This is a genomic window from Blastococcus saxobsidens DD2, from assembly GCF_000284015.1.
GTDB lineage: Bacteria > Actinomycetota > Actinomycetes > Mycobacteriales > Geodermatophilaceae > Blastococcus > Blastococcus saxobsidens_A.
In genome coordinates, this window is sequence record NC_016943.1 from 2,147,212 (window position 1) to 2,167,725 (window position 20,514).

The 20,514-nt window shown below is 72.4% G+C and carries 19 protein-coding genes; 14 read left to right on the plus strand and 5 right to left on the minus strand.

Annotated features, from left to right (window positions below; genetic code table 11):
- Positions 1-151 precede the first annotated feature (151 nt).
- The 6 genes from dnaE to BLASA_RS10160 all read left to right on the plus strand — a co-directional run bounded on the left by dnaE (position 152) and on the right by BLASA_RS10160 (position 10,698).
- Positions 152-3,718, plus strand: coding sequence for a DNA polymerase III subunit alpha (gene dnaE / locus BLASA_RS10135; protein ID WP_166486530.1), 3,567 nt, complete (start codon positions 152-154; stop codon positions 3,716-3,718).
- A gap of 70 nt (positions 3,719-3,788) precedes the next feature.
- Positions 3,789-4,400 (plus strand): hypothetical protein, encoded by a 612-nt coding sequence (locus BLASA_RS10140; protein ID WP_014376040.1) that lies wholly within the window; start codon positions 3,789-3,791, stop codon positions 4,398-4,400.
- Between the two features lie 152 nt (positions 4,401-4,552).
- Complete coding sequence (locus BLASA_RS10145; protein ID WP_014376041.1) at positions 4,553-6,058, plus strand: class I adenylate-forming enzyme family protein; 1,506 nt, start codon at positions 4,553-4,555, stop codon at positions 6,056-6,058.
- Between the two features lie 78 nt (positions 6,059-6,136).
- A complete protein-coding gene (locus tag BLASA_RS10150) occupies positions 6,137-7,945 on the plus strand; it encodes a DUF3556 domain-containing protein (RefSeq protein WP_014376042.1) in 1,809 nt (602 codons plus the stop codon).
- A complete protein-coding gene (locus tag BLASA_RS10155; RefSeq protein ID WP_014376043.1) occupies positions 7,942-9,357 on the plus strand; it encodes a phytoene desaturase family protein in 1,416 nt (471 codons plus the stop codon). Before BLASA_RS10150 ends, BLASA_RS10155 begins: the two co-directional genes overlap by 4 nt.
- Positions 9,358-9,369: 12 nt before the next feature.
- Entirely contained in the window at positions 9,370-10,698 is a 1,329-nt protein-coding gene (locus BLASA_RS10160; RefSeq protein ID WP_085972510.1) for a PucR family transcriptional regulator, read from the plus strand.
- Positions 10,699-10,701: 3 nt separating this feature from the next.
- Here BLASA_RS10160 and BLASA_RS10165 read toward each other — a convergent pair whose 3' ends face one another.
- Positions 10,702-11,502 (minus strand): LON peptidase substrate-binding domain-containing protein, encoded by an 801-nt coding sequence (locus BLASA_RS10165; protein ID WP_014376045.1) that lies wholly within the window; start codon positions 11,500-11,502, stop codon positions 10,702-10,704.
- A gap of 190 nt (positions 11,503-11,692) precedes the next feature.
- Between BLASA_RS10165 and hisD the strand changes: the two genes are divergently transcribed.
- The 5 genes from hisD to hisH all read left to right on the plus strand — a co-directional run bounded on the left by hisD (position 11,693) and on the right by hisH (position 15,806).
- Positions 11,693-12,997: a histidinol dehydrogenase gene (gene hisD, locus BLASA_RS10170; RefSeq protein ID WP_014376046.1), complete on the plus strand. Its 1,305-nt coding sequence runs from the start codon at positions 11,693-11,695 to the stop codon at positions 12,995-12,997.
- Positions 12,998-13,070: 73 nt separating this feature from the next.
- Positions 13,071-14,177, plus strand: coding sequence for a histidinol-phosphate transaminase (locus BLASA_RS10175; RefSeq protein ID WP_014376047.1), 1,107 nt, complete (start codon positions 13,071-13,073; stop codon positions 14,175-14,177).
- Positions 14,178-14,255: 78 nt separating this feature from the next.
- Positions 14,256-14,852: an imidazoleglycerol-phosphate dehydratase HisB gene (gene hisB / locus BLASA_RS10180; RefSeq protein ID WP_014376048.1), complete on the plus strand. Its 597-nt coding sequence runs from the start codon at positions 14,256-14,258 to the stop codon at positions 14,850-14,852.
- A gap of 4 nt (positions 14,853-14,856) precedes the next feature.
- On the plus strand, positions 14,857-15,033 hold the full coding sequence (locus BLASA_RS25010; RefSeq protein WP_014376049.1) for a hypothetical protein: 177 nt from the start codon (positions 14,857-14,859) through the stop codon (positions 15,031-15,033).
- 134 nt (positions 15,034-15,167) lie between these two features.
- Complete coding sequence (gene hisH / locus BLASA_RS10185) at positions 15,168-15,806, plus strand: imidazole glycerol phosphate synthase subunit HisH (RefSeq protein WP_014376050.1); 639 nt, start codon at positions 15,168-15,170, stop codon at positions 15,804-15,806.
- Positions 15,807-15,815: 9 nt separating this feature from the next.
- Here hisH and BLASA_RS10190 read toward each other — a convergent pair whose 3' ends face one another.
- From BLASA_RS10190 to BLASA_RS10200, 3 genes are read right to left on the minus strand one after another with little or no spacing between them, the layout of a single operon-like run.
- A complete protein-coding gene (locus BLASA_RS10190; protein ID WP_014376051.1) occupies positions 15,816-16,580 on the minus strand; it encodes an SDR family NAD(P)-dependent oxidoreductase in 765 nt (254 codons plus the stop codon).
- Positions 16,544-16,885, minus strand: a complete 342-nt coding sequence (locus BLASA_RS10195) for a hypothetical protein (protein ID WP_014376052.1) — start codon at positions 16,883-16,885, stop codon at positions 16,544-16,546. Before BLASA_RS10195 ends, BLASA_RS10190 begins: the two co-directional genes overlap by 37 nt.
- Before the next feature lie 48 nt (positions 16,886-16,933).
- Positions 16,934-17,548: a nitroreductase family protein gene (locus BLASA_RS10200; protein WP_014376053.1), complete on the minus strand. Its 615-nt coding sequence runs from the start codon at positions 17,546-17,548 to the stop codon at positions 16,934-16,936.
- 60 nt (positions 17,549-17,608) lie between these two features.
- Between BLASA_RS10200 and priA the strand changes: the two genes are divergently transcribed.
- From priA to hisF, 3 genes are read left to right on the plus strand one after another with little or no spacing between them, the layout of a single operon-like run.
- Positions 17,609-18,340 carry a bifunctional 1-(5-phosphoribosyl)-5-((5-phosphoribosylamino)methylideneamino)imidazole-4-carboxamide isomerase/phosphoribosylanthranilate isomerase PriA gene (gene priA, locus BLASA_RS10205; protein WP_014376054.1) on the plus strand — a complete coding sequence of 244 codons (732 nt, stop codon included), beginning with the start codon at positions 17,609-17,611 and terminating at the stop codon, positions 18,338-18,340.
- Positions 18,337-18,729, plus strand: a complete 393-nt coding sequence (locus tag BLASA_RS10210; protein ID WP_014376055.1) for a RidA family protein — start codon at positions 18,337-18,339, stop codon at positions 18,727-18,729. Before priA ends, BLASA_RS10210 begins: the two co-directional genes overlap by 4 nt.
- Positions 18,726-19,517, plus strand: a complete 792-nt coding sequence (gene hisF, locus BLASA_RS10215) for an imidazole glycerol phosphate synthase subunit HisF (RefSeq protein ID WP_014376056.1) — start codon at positions 18,726-18,728, stop codon at positions 19,515-19,517. The genes BLASA_RS10210 and hisF overlap by 4 nt, the downstream gene beginning before the upstream one ends.
- Positions 19,518-19,768: 251 nt before the next feature.
- Here the strand turns inward: hisF and BLASA_RS10220 are convergent, their stop codons facing one another.
- Positions 19,769-20,380, minus strand: coding sequence for a TIGR03085 family metal-binding protein (locus BLASA_RS10220; RefSeq protein ID WP_014376057.1), 612 nt, complete (start codon positions 20,378-20,380; stop codon positions 19,769-19,771).
- Positions 20,381-20,514 lie beyond the last annotated feature (134 nt).

Consider the following 20,514-nt stretch of genomic DNA (forward strand, 5'->3'; position numbering starts at 1 on the left):
CCTGTCCAGGTGCGAGGATCGACACCGAACCGGTCCCCGCTCGAGCGGCACCGTCGAACGGCCTTCCCCGCCGGTCATGAGAACCATCCCGCCGACCCTGCCGGTCTCCCGCCGGCCGGGCCGTCGAGACCCGTGAGGAGCACCCCGCACCGTGAGCACCCCGTCCCGCGCAGAGAACTTCGTGCACCTGCACGTGCACACCGAGTACTCGATGCTGGACGGCGCGGCGAAGCTGCCGGAGGTCACCGCGGCCGCGGCGGAGCAGGGGATGCCCGCGCTGGCGATGACCGACCACGGCAACGTCTTCGGCGCCTACGACTTCTACAAGAAGGCCACCGCCGCCGGGGTCAAGCCGATCATCGGCATGGAGGGGTACTACACCCCCGGCTCCCGGTTCGACCGCGCCCCGTTCGACTTCGGCGACAAGCTCCTCGACGAGGAGGGGGACGGCGGGTCCAACCGGGGCAAGGCCGCGTACACCCACATGACGCTGCTGGCCCGCACCACCGAGGGCATGCACAACCTGTTCCGCATCTCCTCGCTGGCCAGCCTGGAGGGGCAGTACCGCAAGCCGCGCTTCGACCGCGACCTGCTGGAGAAGTACGGCACGGGCCTGATCGCCACCACCGGCTGCCCGTCGGGCGAGGTGAACATGTGGCTGCGCGCCGGCAAGGAGGACAAGGCGCGCCAGGCGGCCGCCGACTTCCAGGACATCTTCGGCAAGGAGAACTTTTACGCCGAGCTGATGGACCACGGGCTGTCCATCGAGAAGAAGACCCGCCCCGCGCTGCTGGCCATCGCCAAGGACCTCGGCATCCCGCTGCTGGCCACCAACGACCTGCACTACACGCACAAGGAGGACGCCGACGCCCACGACGCCCTGCTGTGCATCCAGACGGGGTCGCGGCTCAACGAGCCCAACCGCTTCAAGTTCAACGGGAACGGCTACTACCTGAAGTCCGCCGCCGAGATGCGCGCGCTGTTCACCGGCGACCTGGCCGAGGCATGCGACAACACCCTGCTGGTCGCCGAGCAGTGCGAGGTCACCTTCACCGAGGGTGCCGACCTCATGCCGCGTTTCCCGCTGCCGCCGGGCGAGGACGAGACCTCCTGGTTCGTCAAGGAGGTCGAGCGCGGGCTGCACAAGCGCTACCCCGGCGGCATCCCCGACCACGTGCGCAAGCAGGCCGACTACGAGGTCGGAATCATCAGTCAGATGGGCTTCCCGGGGTACTTCCTCGTGGTCGCCGACTTCATCAACTGGGCCAAGGACAACGGCATCCGGGTCGGCCCGGGCCGCGGCTCGGCCGCCGGCTCGCTGGCCGCCTTCGCCATGGGCATCACCGACCTGGACCCGCTGGCCCACGGCCTGATCTTCGAGCGGTTCCTCAACCCCGAGCGCGTCTCCATGCCCGATGTCGACATCGACTTCGACGACCGCCGCCGCGGCGAGGTGATCCAGTATGTCTCGCAGAAGTACGGCGAGGAGCGGGTCAGCCAGATCGTCACCTACGGCACGATCAAGGCGAAGGCCGCGATCAAGGACGCCGCTCGCGTGCTGGACCGGCCGTACTCGGTGGGCGACGAGCTGACCAAGCTGATGCCGCCGGGCGTGATGGGCAAGGACATCCCGCTGTCCGGGATCTTCGACCCCAAGCACGAGCGCTACAAGGAGGCCGCGGAGTTCCGGGCCCGCTACGAGTCCGACCCGGGCGCGGCGGAGGTCGTCGACCAGGCCCGCAAGCTCGAGGGCCTGAAGCGGCAGTGGGGCGTGCATGCGGCCGGCGTCATCATCGGCCGGTACCCGCTGATCGACAGCATCCCGATCATGCGGCGCGAAGCCGACGGGGCGGTCATCACGCAGTTCGACTACCCGACCTGCGAGACGCTCGGCCTGCTGAAGATGGACTTCCTGGGCCTGCGCAACCTGACCGTGATCGACGACGCGCTGCGCAACATCGTGCTGAACGGCAAGGAGCCGATCGACCTCGACGAGCTCAGCAAGGACCTCACCGACAAGGCGACCTACGAGCTCCTCGGCCGCGGTGACACCCTCGGCGTCTTCCAGTTCGACGGCGGCCCCATGCGGTCGCTGCTGCGCCTGATGCGGCCGGACAACTTCGAGGACATCTCCGCCGTCGGCGCGCTCTACCGCCCAGGTCCGATGGGTGCGAACTCGCACACCAACTACGCGCTGCGCAAGAACGGCCAGCAGGAGATCACCCCGATCCACCCGGAGCTGGCCGAGCCGCTGGCGGAGATCCTGGGCCAGACCTACGGCCTGATCGTCTACCAGGAGCAGGTCATGGCGATCGCCCAGAAGGTCGCCGGGTACTCCCTCGGCAAGGCCGACCTGCTGCGTCGCGCGATGGGCAAGAAGAAGAAGTCCGTCCTGGACGCCGAGTACGTCGGCTTCGAGGCCGGCATGACGGCCAACGGCTTCTCGGCCGCCGCGGTCAAGACGCTGTGGGACATCCTGGTCCCGTTCGCCGACTACGCATTCAACAAGGCGCACTCGGCCGCGTACGGGCTGGTCTCCTACTGGACGGCCTACCTCAAGGCCAACTACCCGGCCGAGTACATGGCGGGGCTGCTCACCAGCGTCGGCGACGACAAGGACCGCCGGCCGATCTACCTGGCCGAGTGCCGGCGGATGGGCATCAAGGTGCTCCCGCCGGACGTCAACGAGTCGTCCTGGGACTTCACCGCCGTCGGCACCGACATCCGCTTCGGCCTGGCCTCGGTGCGCAACGTCGGGACCAACGTCGTGGAGTCGATCGTCCGCGCCCGCGAGGAGAAGGGCGCGTTCAAGGACTTCGCCGACTTCATGCGCAAGATCGACACGGTGGCCTGCAACAAGAAGGTCATCGAGTCACTGGCCAAGGCCGGGGCGTTCGACTCGCTGGGCCACTCGCGTCAGGGCATCGTCGCCGTCCACGCCCAGGCCGTCGAGTCCGCCATGGGGCTCAAGCGCAAGGAGGCCGAGGGCCAGTTCGACCTGTTCGGCAGCTTCGGCGACGAGGGCGGCGCGGAGGACCCGTTCGCCGGTGCCCTGGACCTCACCATCCCGACCGCGGACTGGTCGAAGAGCGAGCGGCTGATGTTCGAGCGGGACATGCTCGGCCTCTACGTCTCCGACCACCCGCTGCACGGCGTCGAGCACGTGCTGGCGGCCAACGCCGACACCCCGATCGTCGAGATCAACGCCGGCGGTGTCGAGGACGGCGCGAACGTCACCATCGCCGGCATCCTCACGGCGGTCTCCCCGCGCACGAACAAGCAGGGTGCGCCGTGGGCGATCGCGACGGTGGAGGACCTCGAGTCGGGCATCGAGGTGCTGTTCTTCCCGAAGACCTGGGCCGAGGTCTCGGAGAAGGTGGTCCGCGACCAGATCGTCGTGGTCAAGGGGCGGATCAGCCGCCGCGACGACCAGCCGTCGCTGTTCGGCTCGGAGGTCGTCATCCCCGAGCTGACCGACGGGCCGCGTGGTCCGGTGCTCGTGTCCATGGCGGCGGCGCGCTGCACCCCGCCGGTGGTCGAGCGGCTGCGCGAGGTCCTGGGCAGCCACCCGGGCACCACCGAGGTCCAGCTCAAGCTGGTCAACGGCAGCCGGGAGACCGTGCTCCGTCTCGACCAGGGGCTGCGGGTTCGCCCGAGCACGGCGCTGATGGGCGACATCAAGGCGCTGCTCGGTCCGACCAGCGTGGCCCTGCTCTGAGCCGGCGTCCCCTCGCGGTCGACGGGGGGCGGGGACCGCGGCCCTCGCGCGTGCGTTGTTCACTGGGCGGGTGAGCACCGCACCGCTGCCTGCCCGCCCGATGCTCGGGGTGCCTGCGCACGCCTACTGGCGGGGGTGGCCGGAGGTCCGGCAGGACCTCCGCGCCGGGCGGGCCGTGCTGCTCGGCACGGTGCTCGCCGGTCTCCCCGCCGGCGTCCTGTGGTGGCTGCTCGCCCCGCGGGAGGACTACCGGGTGACCGAGGCCGGCCCGGTGCCCGTCGGCGGCACGCCGTCGGGGGAGCTGCAGGTCGGTGACGACGCGGTGCTGCTGTTCGTGCTGCTCGCGCTCGGCCTCCTGGCCGGGGCCGCGGCCTGGCGGGTGCGCCGCGGTCGGGGCGTCGGCATGCTGCTCGTGCTGGCGGTCGGCACGTCGCTGGGCGCCGTGCTGGCCTGGCAGACCGGGGAGCTGCTCGGCGCGGCGCCCACCGCAGCGCAGCTGACCGAGCTCGGCGCGCAGGTGACCACGGGGCTGCGGCTGGGCTCGCTGCCGGTGCTGGCGGCTGCGCCGTTCGGGGCCCTGCTGGTCTACCTGGCCGGCGCGCTGGTGGCCGCCGACGACGGCCTGGGCCGCACGGTGCCCAACGGCGAGCAGCTCGTCGGCACACTGCCCCGGGGCAGGTAACCCGCGAGGATGGCTGGGCGCCCACCCATCCGACAGCCGTTCTCTCGGAGCTACTGGTGTGCGTCGTGCACAAAGCGCTCGGCGAAGTTGGTCCACCACGGACGTGGGCACGGCGACCCGGTATTCCTAGTGTCGTGCATCACACGGCCGGCATGGTGCGGGTCACAGTGCACAGCTTCGAGGAGTCGGCGACGATGGCGTTCGGTTACCTGCCGTGGGAACGGCCCGGGACATCCGGTGCGGCGCCGTGCGTCCGCGACGAGAACGCCGAGCTGACCTACGCCGAGTTCGACGCCCGCATCGCCGCCTTCGCCGGTCAGCTGGCCGAGCACGGTTTCGGCCGCGGGGACGTGCTGGCCGTCATGCTGCCCAACCGCGTGGAGCTGCTCGTGGCCCTGTTCGCGGCCTGGCGGCTCGGTGGCGCGGCGACGCCGGTCAATCCCGTCTTCACCGCCAGCGAGGCCGACCACCAGATCACCGATTCCGGTGCCACGGTGGTGGTGAACCTCGGCCCCGACGCACCCACCGGGGGGTGCGCGGCGATCCACGTCGGGGACATGCGGGTCACCGGCGGCGTCGCCGTCCCGCCGGTCGACCTGCGGGGAGAGGACCTGGCACTCCTCATCTACACGAGCGGGTCGACCGGGCGCCCCAAGGGCGTGATGCTCGACCACGCCAACGCCGAGGCCATGTCCGGGATCATGGCCGCCCACTTCGGGCTGACCGAGGCGGACCACTGCCTCCTGGTGCTGCCTCTCTTCCACGTCAACGCCATCATGGTGAGCGCCCTCGCGAGCTTCCGGTCGGGTGGGCAGCTGAGCATCGTCGGCAGCTTCTCCGCGAGCCGCTTCTTCGAGCAGGTCGAGCGGTTGCGGCCCACGTACTTCTCGGCGGTGCCGACGATCTACGCACTGCTGGCCTCGCTGCCCGAGGACGTCCGACCGGACACCTCGTCGCTGCGCTTCGTGGTCTGCGGTGCCGCTCCGGTGTCCGCCGAGCTCCTCGACCGCTGCGAGGAACGCTTCCGGTTCACCATGGTGGAGGGCTACGGCCTCACCGAGGGCACCTGCGCCTCGGCGTGCAACCCCGTCGACGGCGTCCGCAAGCTGGGCACCGTCGGCCCCGCACTGCCGGGCCAGCGGATCGCGATCATCCGCGAGGACGGCTCCTTGGCCGACACCGGGGAGACCGGGGAGGTCGTCATCTCCGGGCCGACCGTGATGCGGGGGTACCTCGGCAAGCCCGAGGAGACCGCCCGGACCGTCGTCGACGGTTGGTTGCGCACCGGCGACGTCGGCCGGCTGGACGAGGACGGGTACCTCACGCTGGTCGACCGCGTGAAGGACATGATCATCCGGGGTGGCGAGAACATCTACCCCAAGGAGATCGAGTCGGTCCTCCACGGCCTGCCCGAGGTGCTCGAGGCCGCTGTCGTCGGCCGGCCGGACGCCGTCCTGGGTGAGGCGCCGCTGGCCTACGTCAGCCTCTACCCGGGCGCCACCCTCTCCGAGGACGAACTCCTCGAGCACTGCCGGCGTCACCTCACGAGGGTGAAGGTCCCCGAGGCCATCAGCGTCGTACCGGCACTGCCCAAGAACCCCGTCGGCAAGATCGACAAGCCGGCGCTTCGTCGTTCACTCCAACCTCAGACGGCCTGACCCCAGCTCCACCCCGCCCCGTCCACCGCGCGAGCAGCCCTCGTGCCGGACAACCCTGCCCGCGAAAAGGAGTGCCCCATGGGATTCAAGACCGCAGACATGCCGCCGGTGGACCCGGCCCAGTTCGAATCGATGCCGTTCATGGAACGCATGCGGATGCTCGCCACCCACTGGTGCGAGTACGGCTTCGGTGGGCCGAAGACCAACCACATGCTCTACGTCTACAAGCTCATCTTCTACGTCGTCGGTGGCGTCGCCGTCGTCGCCCTCACCACGCCCGGCCTCGGGGGCATCGGCGACTTCGGCTCCTGGTGGGGCGAGCTGATCGTCTACCAGAAGCTGATCATCTGGACGGTGCTGTTCGAGATCACCGGATGGGCGTCGTCGTCCGGTCCGCTGGCGTTCAAGTTCAAGCCGTTCATCGGCGGCTTCCTCTACTGGACCCGGCGCAACACCCTCCGGCTGCCCCCGTGGCCGGGCAAGGTGCCGTTCACGAAGGGCGACCACCGCACCACCTTCGACGTCGCGCTGTACGTCACCATCCTGGCCACGCTGGTCTTCCTGCTGGTCACCCCGGGATTCGAGTCGTCGGCCCTGCCGGGGAGCGAGGCGGGGCTGCTCCCGCAGTGGGGGCTGCTGACCTACGTGGCCCTGATCATCGTCATGGGGCTCCGTGACCGGGTCGTCTTCCTGGCCGCGCGCTCCGAGCAGTACGTGGCCGTGCTGTTCTTCTTCGGCATCCTGAGCAACCACGTCGACATGGTCCTCGCGGCCAAGATCGCCGTGGTGACGATCTGGATGGGAGCCGGGATCTCCAAGTTCGGGCACCACTTCACCAACGTCGTCCCGCCGATGATGAGCAACACCCCCTGGCTGACGTCGCTGAGGTTCAAGCGGGCCCTCTACCGCGACTACCCGAACGACCTGCGGCCGTCAAAGCTGGCGTGGGCCTTCGCCCACATCGGCGGCACAGTCGTCGAACTCGTCCTCCCGCTGGTTCTGCTGTTCTCGACGAACTCGACGATCACCTGGCTGGCCATCGTCGGGATGGTGGTGTTCCACATCTTTATCACCTCGACGTTCCCGCTCGCCGTGCCGCTCGAGTGGAACGTCTTCTTCATGTTCGCCCCCGTCTGGCTCTTCGCGGGCTTTCCCGCCTCCGAGGGCTACGGCGTCGGCGACATCAGCTCGCCGTGGCTGCTCGCCGCCATCCTCGCCGTCTTCGTCGCCTTCCCGATCCTGGGGAACCTGCGGCCCGACCTCGTCTCGTTCCTGCCGTCGATGCGGCAGTACGCCGGCAACTGGGCGTCGGCCGCCTGGGCGTTCCGTGGTGACGAGGCCGAGGACAAGCTGAACAAGCACCTGGTGAAGTACAACCCCAACCAGGTCGACCAGCTCTCCGGCGCGTTCGGCAAGGAGATCGCCGAGATCTTCATGCAGAAGGCGGTGGCCTGGCGGACCATGCACAGCCAGGGCCGGGGCCTGATGTCGCTGATGATGCGGCACCTCGACCGCCTGGAGAACTACCGCATCCGGGAGGGGGAGTTCGTCTGCACCACGCTGGTCGGCTGGCAGTTCGGTGACGCCCACCTGCACAACGAGCAGACGATCACCGCCGTGCAGCAGCGCTGCGGGTTCGAGCCGGGTGAGTGCATCGTCGTGTGGGTCGAGTCACAGCCGATCCACCGCCCGACCCAGGAGTACAAGGTCATCGACGCGGCGCTCGGTGTCGTGGAGCGCGGCTACTGGAACGTGGCCGAGGCGGTGGCCGAGCAGCCCTGGCTGCCGAACGGGCCGATCCCGCACACCGTCACGTGGCGCAGCCCCGGCTACACGCCGGCCGGGGAGCACCCCCACCCGGTGGTCCGTGCCAGTGTGAGTGCATGACCGACGCCGTCGTGGTCGGCAGCGGGCCCAACGGGCTCGCTGCCGCCCTCACTCTCGCTTCGGCCGGTGTCCAGGTGACGGTGCTCGAGGCCGCGGACACCATCGGAGGAGGCACCCGGAGCAGCGCCCTGACGCTGCCCGGGCTGGTTCACGACGAGTGCTCAGGTTTCCACCCGCTGGCCGTGGACACCCCGTTTTCCCGGGCGTTCGACCTGTCGGCGCACGGGCTGACCTGGCGGTGGGCCGACATCGAGTACTCGCACCCGCTGGACGGCGGCCGCGGGGCCGCCGTCCGGCGCTCGGTCGAGGAGACGGCCGGCCACCTGGGGGTGGATGCGCGTCGCTGGCGCAGCCTCTTCGAGCCGTTGACGCGACGCTTCGACGACATCGCCGAGGATTTCCTGCGGCCGTTGCTGCACGTGCCGGCCCATCCGGTGGAGCTCGCCCGCTTCGGCGCCTACTCGCTCCTTCCGGCGGCGGTGCTGGCGAAGCGGTGGTCGACGCCGGAGGCGCGTGCGCTGTTCGCCGGCGTGGCTGCGCACGCGTTCCGGCCGTTCACGTCGCCGGCATCCTCGGCGATCGGCGTGGCCCTGGCCACGGCGGCGCACCGGTACGGCTGGCCGGTGGCCGAGGGCGGCTCGGCGTCCATCGCCCGCGCGGTCGCCGACCTGCTCGCCGCCTACGGAGCCAAGGTGGAGACCGGGGTGACGGTCGGCTCGCTGGCCGAGCTCGGCGACCCGGACGTCGTGATGCTGGACGTCGCACCTGCGGCGGCCGCCCGTATCGTCGGTGACCTCATGCCGCGGCGGATCTCCCGGGCGCTGCGCCGCTACCGGCACGGCCCCGGCTCCTTCAAGGTGGAGTTCGCCGTGCAGGGTGGCGTGCCCTGGACGCACGAGGAATCACGGCGGGCGGGCACCGTGCACGTGGGGGGCACCTTCGAGGAGATCGCGGCCGCCGAGAAGGACGTCGTCCGGGGGCGGATGCCGGAGCGGCCCTTCGTCCTCGTGGGACAGCAGTACGTGGCCGATCCGACCCGGTCCCGGGACGACATCCACCCGCTGTACACCTACGCGCACGTCCCGGCCGGCTACACCGGGGATGCCACCGCCGCCATCGAGGCGCAGATCGAGCGGTTCGCCCCCGGCTTCCGCGACCGCCTGCTCGCCCGGCACGTCACCTCGACATCCGGCCTCGAGATGCACAACGCCAACTACGTCGGCGGCGACGTCGTCACCGGCGCCAACGACCCGCTCCAGTTGGTGTTCCGACCGCGTCTCGCCCTGGACCCGTACGCGCTCGGCGTCGACGGGGTATACCTCTGCTCGGCGGCCACCCCGCCGGGGGCGGGGGCGCACGGACTGTGCGGCTACAACGCCGCGCGGTCGGCCCTCCGGTGGATCGCCGGCTGAACCGGAGGAGGTATGAGTACGGAGGTGGAGCAGGGAAGCGGCGTCCGGGCGCCCGAGGGCGGTACCGGGCGCGTCCTGGCGTTGGTGACTGAGGCGGCCCAGCGACTGGACCGGCGGCAGCCGCGGCTCGCACGGGAGATGAGCGAACTGATCCTCCGGCACATCCGCTCGCTCGACGTCGACCCGCAGTTCCTCGAGCTGCTCCGGGCCAGCGTGGACGCCAACACCAAGACGCTCACGCACATCCTGATCAACCACATCCCGATCGAGCACCTGCAGCCCACGACCGCCGCCGTGGAGTACGCGCTGCGGCTGGCGCAGCGCGAGGTTCCGGCGAACTCCCTGGTCCGCGCCTACAGCGTGGGCAAGGACGACTTCATCGAGCAGATGTTCCCCGACGTCCAGGCCCTGGACTGCTCGGCGGAGGAGAAGCTCGAGGTTCTCCACCACATGGCCACGGTGGTCGGGCGGTACATCGACTGGATCTCGCAGTACGTCTTCGAGGCGTACGAGAAGGAACGCGAGCGCTGGCTGAGCACGCAGGGGACCGTCCGTGCCGCGCTCATCCACGACGTGCTGGCCGGGCAGAAGGTGGCGCCGGCGCACTTCGAGCGGGAGACCGGCTACCGCCTGTCCGCCCACCATCTCGGCATGGTCGTCTGGTCGGTCGACGCTGCGCCAGCACCGGACGAGCTCCGGTCGCTGACCTCGGTGGTGTCCAAGGTCGCCGCGGGGGCCGGCTGTTCCGGCGCACCGCTCGTGACGGCGGTCGACCGTGCGACCGCCTGGGCGTGGCTGCCCTTCCGCGTCCGGCCGACCGAGGTGGACATGGCGCAGATCTGCCGGCTGGTCGAGCAGACGCGGAACTGCCGGGCGACCCTGGGCCTCTCAGGTTCCGGGGTGGCCGGTTTCCGGCGGACCCACGCACAGGCCCAGGCCACCCGCCGCCTCGCGGTGGCGTCGGGTGAGACCACGCCAGTGATGGGTTTCGGCGACGAAGGGGTGGCCATCACCTCGATGCTGGCAGGTGACCTCGGCTCCGCCCGTGCGTGGATCTCGGAGGTGCTGGGCGACCTCGCGCAGGACAACGACGGAGCCGGGGTGCTCCGCGAGACGCTGCGGGTCTTCTACCTCACCGGTGAGAACTACACGGACACGGCCGAGATCATGCGGCTGCACCGCAACACCGTGAAGTACCGCGTATCGCGGGCCCTGGGGCTGCGCGACGGTCCGAGGCGCTCGCACCGGGTCGACCTGGCGGTGGCCCTCAATGCCTGCCACTTCCTGGGCTCCGCCGTCCTGGCCGACCCCGGCCCACGGGCACCGGCGATCGTCCGGTGAGGGTCAGTTCACCGTCATCGGGGTGGTGAACTGCTGCAGCGGGGCGGGCACCGCACCGAGGGTCTGCAGCAGGGTCAGCTCACGGCGCAGCAGCCGCGACTCCGCGCCCAGCCGCCGGCGGGTCGCGGACTCGGCGAGCAGGGCCTGCCGGTCCTCGGTGGTCAGCAGGGCGGACGAGGCCACCAGCCACGACAGCGCGGTCGGGTCGTCGGCGGCCGCGGCGAGCCGCACCGCCGCCTCCGCGCCGTCGCCGTGCGTGCCGGCGCCCAGGGCCGACACCTCCGCGACGTACCGGGTGAACAGGCTCCCCACTCCCCGGGCCAGGACGTCCAGCGAGCCGCGGACGACCGACGCGGCGACGTCGTCGGTCGGCGGCACCCCGAGGCCCGGCCGGTCGGTGACCGCCTCGGCGTCGCCGGCGGCCTCCTCGGCCGCTTCCTCGTCAGCCAGCCACTCCACCTCCGCCTGCAGGTAGGGCGGGTCGTCGCCGACGACCACGTCGAGCAGCCGGAAGCGCTCACCGCCCACGGTGACGACGCGGAAACCCCCGTCGGCCTGCGGCTGGACCCGCCGCAGCCGGGCGGCGCACCCGATGTCGTACAGCGCCGCCGCGGGCGCCACCCGCTCGACCTCCCAGCCCTGCCGGATGGCCACCACCCCGAAGAAGCGGCGGTCGTCCTGCTCGGGCAGGCTCATCAGGTCGCGCATCAGCCGGCGGTACCGCGGCTCGAAGATCTGCAGGGGGAGGACCACGCCGGGGAACAGCGGCCTGCCCAGCGGGAACAGCGGGATCAGCTCACCCATCCTGGCAAGCGTACGGCCCGCCCGTCGCCCGTCCGCCCGGGCGCCCCGGGCGCGGCGCGGACCGCTGGCTACCCTGAGGCTCCTCCCGCACGTGCTCCGCTCCGCTCCCTACCCGCCCACCATGCTCTGTTCCCTACCCGCCCACCATGCTCTGTTCCCTACCCGCCCACCATCCCGGAGGTGGCATCCCGTGCTCGCCCGTATCGACCTGCGTGGATCCGCGCTACCCGGCGCCCGTGAGCTGGCCGGCCTGCTGCCGCGAGCCGCCACCGACATCGACTCGGTGCTCGCCACGGTCCGGCCGCTGTGCGAGGACGTGCGGATCCGCGGCGCCCAGGCGGTGCGGGAGATCACCGCCCGTCTCGACGGCGTGGACGCCGAGGACTTCGCCGTTCCGCAGGCGGCGCTGGACCGGGCCCTGGCCGAGTGCGACCCGACGCTGCGGGCGGCGCTCGAGGAAGCCATCGCCCGGGTGCGCACCGTGCACGCCGACCAGCGGCGCACCGACGTGACGACCCAGGTGGTCGCCGGCGGCACCGTCACCGAGCGCTGGCTGCCGGTCCGCCGCGTCGGGCTCTACGTCCCCGGCGGGCTGGCGCCGCTGCTGTCCAGCGTCGTGATGAACGTGGTCCCCGCCCAGATCGCCGGTGTCGAGTCGATCGCCGTCGCCTCCCCGCCGCAGCGCGACCACGGTGGCCTGCCCGACCCCGGCGTGCTCGCCGCGTGCGCCCTGCTCGGCGTCACCGAGGTCTACGCCGTCGGCGGGGCGCAGGCCGTCGCCGTCTTCGGCTACGGCGCCGGGTCCTGCGAGCCGGTGGACATGGTCACCGGGCCCGGGAACGTCTACGTGACCGCGGCCAAGCGGCTGCTGCGCGGCCTGATCGGCATCGACTCGGAAGCCGGCCCGACCGAGGTGGCGATCCTCGCCGACGACTCGGCCGACCCCGCGCACGTGGCCGCCGACCTGATCAGCCAGGCGGAGCACGACCCGCTGGCCGGCGCGGTCCTGGTGACGCCGAGCGAGGAGCTCGCCGACGCCGTGCTGGCGCTGGTGCCGGGGCAGGTCACGGCCACCAAGCACTCCGAGCGGATCACCACCGCGCTCGACGGCAGCCAGTCGGGGATCGTGCTGGTCGACGACCTCGAGGCCGGGCTGCGCGTCGTGGACGCCTACGCCGCCGAGCACCTGGAGATCCAGACCCGCGATGCCCGCGAGGTGGCGCTGCGGGTGCGCAACGCCGGTGCCATCTTCGTCGGCGCCTGGTCGCCGGTCTCGCTGGGGGACTACTGCGCGGGGTCCAACCACGTGCTCCCCACCGGCGGCTGCGCGCGGTTCTCCAGCGGGCTGTCGGTCCAGTCGTTCCTGCGCGGCATCCACGTCGTCGAATACGACGAGCAGGCGCTGGCCGGCGTCGCAGCGCACATCGACGCCCTCGCCGGGGCCGAGGACCTCCCGGCGCACGCCGCCGCGGTGCGGATCCGGCAGCGCACGTGACCGAGCGTGCGAGGTCACGCGGGGACACAGCACGTCGCGGCACGTGGCTGACGAGCGCCAGCGAGGAGGCCGCGTGACGTCGCTCGAGGACCTCCCGCTGCGACCCGAGCTGCGCGGCCGCACGCCCTACGGCGCCCCCCAGCTCCCGGCCCGGCACCGGCTCAACACCAACGAGAACCCGCACCCCCTCCCGGCCGAACTGCTCGCCGACCTCGGCGAGGCGCTGGGGCGCGCGGCCCTGGAGCTGAACCGCTATCCCGACCGCGATGCCGTGGAGCTGCGCACCGACCTGGCCGCCTACCTGACCCGTAGCAGCGGGGAGGAGGTCCGCGTCGCGCAGGTCTGGGCTGCCAACGGGTCCAACGAGGTCCTGCAGCAGATCCTGCAGGCCTTCGGGGGAGCGGGGCGCACGGCGCTGGGCTTCACCCCGTCGTACTCGATGCACCCGATCATCTCGGCCGGCACCGGCACGGCCTGGGTCGACGGCCACCGGGCGGCCGACTTCACCATCGACCCCTCCGCCGCGGTGGCGCAGGTTCGGGAGGTCGCTCCCGACGTCGTGTTCGTGACCAGCCCGAACAACCCGACCGGCACCGCGGTCGCGCTCGACACGATCGAGCAGCTGTACGCGGCGACCACCGGCGTACTGGTCGTCGACGAGGCCTACACCGAGTTCGCCCGCACCGGCACGCGGTCGGCGCTCACCCTGCTGCCCGGCCGGCCACGGCTGATCGTGAGCCGCACGATGAGCAAGGCCTTCGGCATGGCCGGGCTCCGGCTGGGCTACCTGGCCGCCGACGCGGCCGTCGTCGACACCCTCCAGCTGGTCCGGCTGCCGTACCACCTGAGCTCGCTCACCCAGGCGGCGGCACGGACGGCGCTGGCGCACACCGACGCCCTGCTGGCCACCGTCGACGCCGTGAAGGCCCAGCGCGACCGGATCGTGGCAGCGCTGCCGGCGATGAGGCTCACCAGCGTGCCCAGCGACGCGAACTTCGTGCTGTTCGGGCACTTCGCCGACGCGCCCGCGGCGTGGCAGGCCCTGCTGGACCGCGGCGTCCTGGTCCGCGACGTCGGCCTGCCGGGCTGGCTGCGGGTGACTGCCGGCACCGAGCAGGAGACGGCTGCTTTCCTCACGGCCTTGGCGGCTGTTGTCGCCGAGCACGGTGGCCGGACCTGACGGCCGCGTACGTGCTTCCGGCCACCACCCCGGGTGAGGTCGCGCCGGCCCACCGCACGACTCTGGGAGACTGACCGCATGACCCGCACCGCACGTGTCGAGCGACAGACCAACGAGACCAAGCTCGTGGTGGAGCTCGACCTCGACGGCACCGGCACCAGCTCGATCAGCACGGGCGTGGGTTTCTACGACCACATGCTCACCGCGCTGTCCAGGCACAGCGGCATCGACCTCACCGTGCAGGCCGACGGCGACCTGCACATCGACGCGCACCACACCGTCGAGGACGTCGCCATCGCGCTGGGCCAGGCCTTCGCCCAGGCGCTGGGGGACAAGCGCGGCATCACCCGCTACGGCGACGCGACCATCCCGATGGACGAGGTGCTGGCGCAGGCCGCCGTCGATCTCTCCGGCCGGCCGTACTTCGTGCACGCGGAGCCCGAGGACATGACGCCGATGATCGGGCCGGACTACCCGACCAGCCTCACCAAGCACGTGCTGGAGTCCTTCGCGTTCAACGCGCGGATCAGCCTGCACGTGCGCGTGCTCTACGCCGGCCGGGACGCCCACCACATCGTCGAAGCCCAGTTCAAGGCGCTGGCCCGGGCGCTGCGTGCCGCGGTCGCCATGGACCCGCGGGTCACCGACGTGCCCTCAACCAAGGGCGCGCTGTAGTCCGGTGAACTTCGGTCTGGCCCTGGTGATCCTGGGCGGGTTCCTGCTGGGCGGGGCGTGGAGCATCTGGCGGGCGGATTCCGACACCGCCGGGCGCACCGGGCCGCAGGTCGTGTTCGCCGTCATCCTGCTGATCGCCGCCCTGCTGGCCACCGCGTCGGGCATCCTGCGCCTGGTCTGAGAACGGACCCCGTCCTCCCCACCCTCCGCACGCTCGGAGCGGGATCCGGGGCGGGGCCGTGGGCGGGCCGCCGCAGACGGCCGGCTGCTGGAATGACCGCGGGCTCTCGCGCGCTGCTGGGTAGCGTGGCAGGCGTGCAGAAGGTGGCGGTGCTCGACTACGGCTCGGGCAACCTGCGATCGGTCGAGCGGGCGCTCGCGCGGGTGGGTGCCGAAGTGACGGTCACCTCCGACGCGCAGACCGCGCTGGACGCCGACGGGCTCCTCGTCCCCGGCGTGGGCGCGTTCGCCGCCTGCATGGCCGGCCTCGACGCCGTCGACGGCCGCCGCATCATCGGCCGCCGGTTGGCCGGGGGGCGGCCCGTGCTGGGCATCTGCGTCGGCATGCAGATCCTCTTCGAGCGGGGCGTGGAGCACGGCGTGGACGCCGAGGGCTGCGGCGAGTGGCCCGGTGTCGTCGAGCAGCTGGAGGCGCCCGTCCTGCCGCACATGGGGTGGAACACCGTGCAGGCCGCCCCGGGTAGCGCGCTGTTCGCCGGCATCGAGGACGAGCGCTTCTACTTCGTGCACTCCTACGGCGTGCGGGAGTTCCCGCTGGGCCAGGAGGGCGGCAGCACGCCGCTGGCACCGCCGAGGGTGTCCTGGGCGGAGCACGGCGACCGGTTCGTGGCCGGAGTGGAGAACGCGGCGCTGTCGGCGACCCAGTTCCACCCGGAGAAGAGCGGTGACGCCGGCGCGCAGCTGCTCACCAACTGGCTCGGCACCCTCCGCTGACCCGGCGGGTCAGCTGCGCAGGTAGCTGGCCCCGTTGACGTCGATGATCGTCCCGGTGGAGAACCGGGCGCCGGGCGAGGCCAGCCACAGCACCGCCGACGCCACCTCCTCAGGGCGGGCCACGCGGCCGTAGGGCGACTGCGCGCGGACGGCATCACCGCTGGCGCCGTCGAGGATCTCCCGGGCCATCTCCGTCTGCACGAAACCCGGGGCGACACTGCCCACGGTGATGCCGTGCGGGGCCAGCGCCTGGGCCATCGACTGGCCGAACGCGTTGAGGCCGGCCTTCGCCGCCCCGTAGGCGGGGGTGTTCGGCTCGCCGCGGAAGGCACCCCGGCTGGTCACGTTGACCACGGCGCCGCCGCCGGCCGCGACCAGGTGCGGCACGGCCCGGAAGGTCGCGTGCATGGCGCCGACCAGGTTGACCTGCAACGTGCGGGTCACGACCGCCTGCCAGTCCTCCCACGACGTCGCCAGCGCCGGGTGCGCCGTGTAGACGCCGGCGTTGTTGACCAGCACCTGCAGCCCGCCCAGCGCCGCCGCGGCGTCGGCGACCATCCGGGCGACGGCACCGGCGTCGGCGACGTCGGCCCGGACCACCGTGTGCCCGTCACCGGGCAGCTCGGCGGCGACCCGCTCGGCGGAATCCTGGGAGCTGCCGTAGTGCACGGCGACCCGGTCGCCCTGGGCGGCGAAGGCCTGCGCGATGGCGCGGCCGATGCCGCGGGAGGCGCCGGTCACCAGGACGGCGCGGGACTCGGAGGGCTCGACCACCGCGCCAGTGAACCAGCCGGCAGCCCGGGCAGCACGACGACCCCGTCGTCGATCGCGGCCAGCACCGGCGGCACCGGCACCGCCGCGGTGAGCGTGGCGTGCCGGGCCACGAGATCGCCCACCGCCGGCCGCACCACCTCGAGAGACCAGCGCCCCGCCGGCGAGACGACCTCGACCCACCGCGCGGCGGCCGGCGGGCCGAGCACCGCCGACCAGAGCTCCACGGCGGGCGCACGGAGGAGCACCTGCAGCGCGGGCGGCCACGACGGCGGCGCAGGAGCGGGGGAGAGCAGAGCAGCATCCACCCGGTCACCCTCGGCAGCGGGGGTGAGGGGGCTCTCACCGACCGGTCCTCACCAGCGGCCGCGGTGCACGACCTCGTCCACCGCGCGCCGGCCGCGGCGCAGCGACGGGGACCGGCGGTCGTCGGCGCCCGGGTAGCCGAAGGACAGGCAGCCCACCGGCCGGTACTCCTCGGGGACGCCGAACGCCGCCCGGAAGGCGGCCACCCGATCGGCCGGGACGCCGAAGAAGCAGGCGCCCAGCCCCTCGTCGACCGCGGTCAGCAGCATGAGGAGGCTGGCCATGCCGGCGTCGACGTCCCAGTAGGGAACCGGCCAGCGGGCCTCGTCGCGGTCGGTCCAGCCCTTGTCCGGCTCCGCGTAGCGGTCGAGGTAGGCGCTCTTGTTCGCCAGCGGCACGACGAGCAGCGGCGCCCGCCGCATGCGGGTCAGCCACCCGTCGGGGCCGGGCGGGTGGGCAGAAGCACTGCTCGTGGTGGCCGCCCAGAAGCGGTCCCGCTCCTCGGTCGTCTCGAGCACCAGGAAAGCCCAGCCCTGGCTGAAGCCCGCCGACGGCGCGCGGATCGCGTGCTCGAGCAGCCGCTCCCGCACCTCGGGCGGCACCGGCCGGCCGGGGTCGTAGTCCCGGACCATGCGGCGGCGTCGGACGACCTCGGCGAACTCCACGGCGCCAGCCTGCCGGAGGGCTCCGGCTCCGGCCGCACGGGACCTCCTTACGCTGTCGCCGTGCCGAAGCTGCAGCTGTTCCCCGCCGTCGACGTCGCCGACGGCCAGGCCGTCCGTCTCGTGCAGGGGGAGGCCGGGAGCGAGACCTCCTACGGCGACCCGCTCGAGGCGGCTCTGCAGTGGCAGCGCGACGGCGCGGAATGGGTGCACCTGGTCGACCTCGACGCCGCCTTCGGCCGGGGCAGCAACCGCGACCTGCTGGCCCGCGTCGTGGGCGAGCTCGACGTCGACGTCGAGCTCTCCGGCGGCATCCGGGACGACGAGTCGCTGGCCGCCGCGCTGGCCACCGGCTGCCGCCGGGTGAACCTGGGCACCGCGGCGCTGGAGTCGCCCGACTGGTGTGCCCGCGCCATCGCCGAGCACGGCGACCGGATCGCCGTCGGCCTGGACGTCCGCGGCACCCGGCTGGCCGCCCGCGGCTGGACCAAGGAGGGCGGCGAGCTGTACGAGACCCTCGCCCGCCTGGACGCCGAGGGCTGCGCCCGCTACGTGGTCACCGACATCACCAAGGACGGCACCCTGCGCGGGCCCAACCTGGAGCTGCTGCGCGAGGTCTGCGCCGCTACCCCGCGCCCGGTGATCGCCTCCGGCGGGGTCAGCTCGCTCGACGACATCCGGGCGCTGGCCGGGCTGACCGCCGTCGGGGTCGAGGGAGTCATCGTCGGCAAGGCCCTCTACGCCGGCCAGTTCACGCTGCCGGAGGCGCTGCGGTTCACCGAGGAGCTGGCGTGAGCGTCGTCCGCTTCGCCTCCGGCGCGCCGTGGGAGGCGATCGTCGGCTACAGCCGGGTCGTCGTCCGCGGGGACACCGCCTGGGTGAGCGGCACGACCGCCACCGTCGACGGCGTCGTCGCCCACCCCGGGGACGCCGCCGCGCAGGCGCGCCAGATCCTGGCGACCATCGAGGCGTCGCTGGAGCGGGCGGGCTTCGACCTCGCCGACGTGGTCCGCACCCGGATGTACGTCACCGACATCTCCCGCTGGGAGGAGGTCGGCCGGGCGCACGGCGAGGCCTTCGGCGACATCCGGCCGGCCACCACGATGGTGCAGGTGGCGGCGCTCATCGACCCGGCGATGCTGGTCGAGATCGAGGCCGACGCGGTGCGGGGGGCGAGCGCATGAGTCTGGCGGTCCGGGTGATCCCGTGCCTGGACGTCGACGCCGGGCGCGTGGTCAAGGGCGTGAACTTCGTCGACCTGCGCGACGCCGGCGACCCGGTGGAGATGGCACGGGTCTACGACGCCGAGGGCGCCGACGAGCTCACCTTCCTCGACATCACCGCGAGCTCGGGCGACCGCGCCACCACCTACGACGTGGTCAGCCGCACGGCGGAGAGCGTCTTCATCCCGCTCACCGTCGGGGGCGGGGTGCGCAGCGCCGAGGACGTGAACCGGCTGCTGCGGGCGGGCGCGGACAAGGTCGCCATCAACACCGCCGCGGTGGCCCGGCCCGAGCTCATCGCCGAGATCGCCGACCGGTTCGGCAACCAGGTCCTGGTGCTGTCGCTGGACGCGCGGCACTGCCGGGACGGCGCGCAGACAGAGTCCGGCTTCGAGATCACCACGCACGGCGGGCGCCGCGGGACCGGGCAGGACGCCATCGAGTGGTGCATCCGGGCGGCCGAGCTCGGCGCGGGCGAGATCCTGCTCAACTCGATGGACGCCGACGGCACCCGCGCCGGGTTCGACACCGACCTGATCCGGCAGGTGCGCGCAGAGGTCCGGGTGCCGCTGATCGCCAGCGGGGGAGCGGGCGCCGCCGAGCACTTCCCGCCGGCGGTGCAGGCCGGCGCCGACGCCGTCCTGGCCGCCAGCGTCTTCCACTTCGGCGTGATGCGCATCGGCGAGGTGAAGGACGCCCTCGCCGGCGCCGGCGTCCCGGTCCGCCACGAGGTCGACACCCCGCTATGACATCGTCGTCCTCCGGACGGCACCGCGGCCATGACATCGCCGTCCTCCGGACGGCACCGCGGCCATGACATCGCCGTCCTCCGGACGGCACCGCGGCCACGTGGATGCACCGCTTCGCTGAGCCCCATCGTCGCTCGGTCGCGGAAGCCTCCGGCCCCCACTCCTCACGACAGCCGCTTCGTCGTACCTGCGCGGACCCTCCGTGACACTCCGGGCCCACTCGGCACGACAGGTCACGCCACGTCGACAGGTCACGCCAGGTCGACCCGGGCGACCTCCCGCCGGCCGGCCACCCACAGCAGCAACTCCAGCGGCTCGCCGGTGACCGTGCGCCCGCCGGCGCCGAAGCGCTGCTCCGCATCCGGCACGTCGCTGCGCCGCAGCACGAGGCCACGCTTCCCGGCGGCGCGCCGCGCGTACAGGCCCAGGGACGCCCACAGCGCGTCCTGGTCCTCGCGGGTCAGCTCCCGCGGCTCCCAGCCGGGCTGGGCCCGGCGGACGTCCTCGTGGTGGACGACGAACTCGGAGACGTTGAACGCCTTCGCGGCGGCCGGCAGGGCCATCGGCGACCACGACGGCGGTCCGCTGAGCACCTGGTCGACGACCTCGGCGTAGGGCGTGGAGGTTCGCATGCGCTCCTCCAGCCGGTGCGACCACCAGGCCAGCTTCTCCCCGCCGGGCAGCAGTTCCAGGCCGTAGCCGGGCAGCGCGTCGGGCCGGCGGTCGCGCACGGCGAGGTGCGCGGCCAGGTGGGCGGTGGTCCACCCCGCGCAGCAGGTGGGCGCGTCGGGCCCCAGGTCGGCCAGCAGCTCGGCCAGGGCCGTCCGCTCGAGCTCGTGCAGGGATGGGAACGAAGCGCTCATCCCGTGCAGTTACCGAGGACGACCCCTCGGCGAAACGCGCGCCGTCGGTCAGCGGTCGCCCGTGCCCGGCGCCGGTCCGGTCCGGTTAGCCGCCCTAACGAAACACGTACGATTCGAAGCCCCGACCCCGAGGA